Raw genomic sequence first — 1,272 nt, forward strand, 5'->3', positions numbered from 1 at the left:
CTCCTGAAGAAAAAACCATCCTTGTTCAGTACGGGATAAAAAAATATGAAAATGAAGATACTGTTACTGAGAAACTAAAGACCATATTATCTGAAAAAGACATTCAAAGAAACATTGATACCCTTATTGGAACGCAAAGAGTTCGTCGAATTGGACCTGAAATACTTCAAAACAATGAAAGTCATACTGAATTGCCTGAACTACCTGAAAACCTCAAAGATGTAATAGAAAATCTTTAATCTGAAAATTCTTAAATTAGTGACTGAACTGACTTTGGTATGAGTAAATTAATTTTATTTTGCAGCATTTTGACTTTGACTGTTCTTTTATCATTTTCAATGAACTCGGCATATGCACATCCCCATTCTGGTCAAATAGCAATTAACAGTCATACACATGAACCACAAACCGAAATCATTCCACTAGATGGAAAAATTGGACTTGAAAAATCAACTATTTTCTTTCATGCCCCTGAATCTAACACATTACCATGGGCCTTTGTTGAAGGAAACATTTCAAATCATGTTGCAGGATATCCTGTCATAATTCAAATTTACAAAAACAATGGTGCTGTTCATTTCGCTCAGACAGATGTAAAAGCTGATGGTGATTACGAATACAAATTCCGAGTTTTAAATTCTGATAATGGAGTGACGACCAAAATTTTTAATGGAGATTATTCAGTTGTAATCTTCAAAGTTGTATATCTAAATCAAAATAGTGTGATTTAGAATCCACGTAATCCCTGTGGACGCATAATCTCTGGGTGTTGTTTCATCCATTCTACTTTGTCTATCATATCTTGCTTGTCCTGCGGAAAAGTACCTTTGACGGTGTATGCATTTGAGCCATGATTTGCTCTAAACACAATCTCATCTTTGGTGTCTATCTTGCTTATCAAGTCATGAAGTTCATCTAATGATTCATCATCATTAATTCTAACAAATTCACCTTGATATTTTTCTAAAAACTCTTGTTTAATTCCATTTTCTAGATATAGCGTTAAAGCCCCTACATAGTTTGGTGAACAAGCACTAATTACTTCAGCAGTTCCTTTGATGTGTTCTTTGGAATATTTTTTTCCACCAAGCCCCAAAATTACCATGCAAGACATCACATATCCAGCTTCTTTTGCCTTGTTGACTGATTTGATAATTGTTTTTGCAACCGCTCCCTTTGTTACTTTTTTTAGAACCGTATCTGAACCACTCTCTATTCCCAAATAGAACATATCCAATCCGGCTTCATTCATTCTCTTTAGTTCTTCAGGAG

At 34.3% G+C, this 1,272-nt stretch carries 3 protein-coding genes; 2 read left to right on the forward strand and 1 reads right to left on the reverse strand.

Annotated elements, in window-relative coordinates:
• Both BD31_RS03700 and BD31_RS03705 read left to right on the forward strand, forming a co-directional pair.
• Nucleotides 1-239: hypothetical protein (locus BD31_RS03700; protein ID WP_008298750.1), on the forward strand; the 239-nt coding region annotated here is incomplete at its 5' end.
• 39 nt (nt 240-278) lie between these two features.
• Entirely contained in the window at nt 279-731 is a 453-nt protein-coding gene (locus BD31_RS03705; protein WP_008298752.1) for a hypothetical protein, read from the forward strand.
• On the opposite strand, the gene BD31_RS03710 is transcribed toward BD31_RS03705, so the two are convergent.
• Nucleotides 728-1,272 (reverse strand): radical SAM protein (locus BD31_RS03710; RefSeq protein ID WP_008298748.1); only part of this gene is annotated, 545 nt, incomplete at its 5' end. The genes BD31_RS03705 and BD31_RS03710 overlap by 4 nt on opposite strands.

Source organism: Candidatus Nitrosopumilus salarius BD31 (genome assembly GCF_000242875.2).
Lineage (GTDB): Archaea > Thermoproteota > Nitrososphaeria > Nitrososphaerales > Nitrosopumilaceae > Nitrosopumilus > Nitrosopumilus salarius.

What these genes read in the sequence shown, in the direction of transcription:
- BD31_RS03705 (WP_008298752.1), top strand. Translation starts at nt 279, where the DNA reads ATGAGTAAATTAATTTTATTTTGCAGCATTTTGACTTTGACTGTTCTT.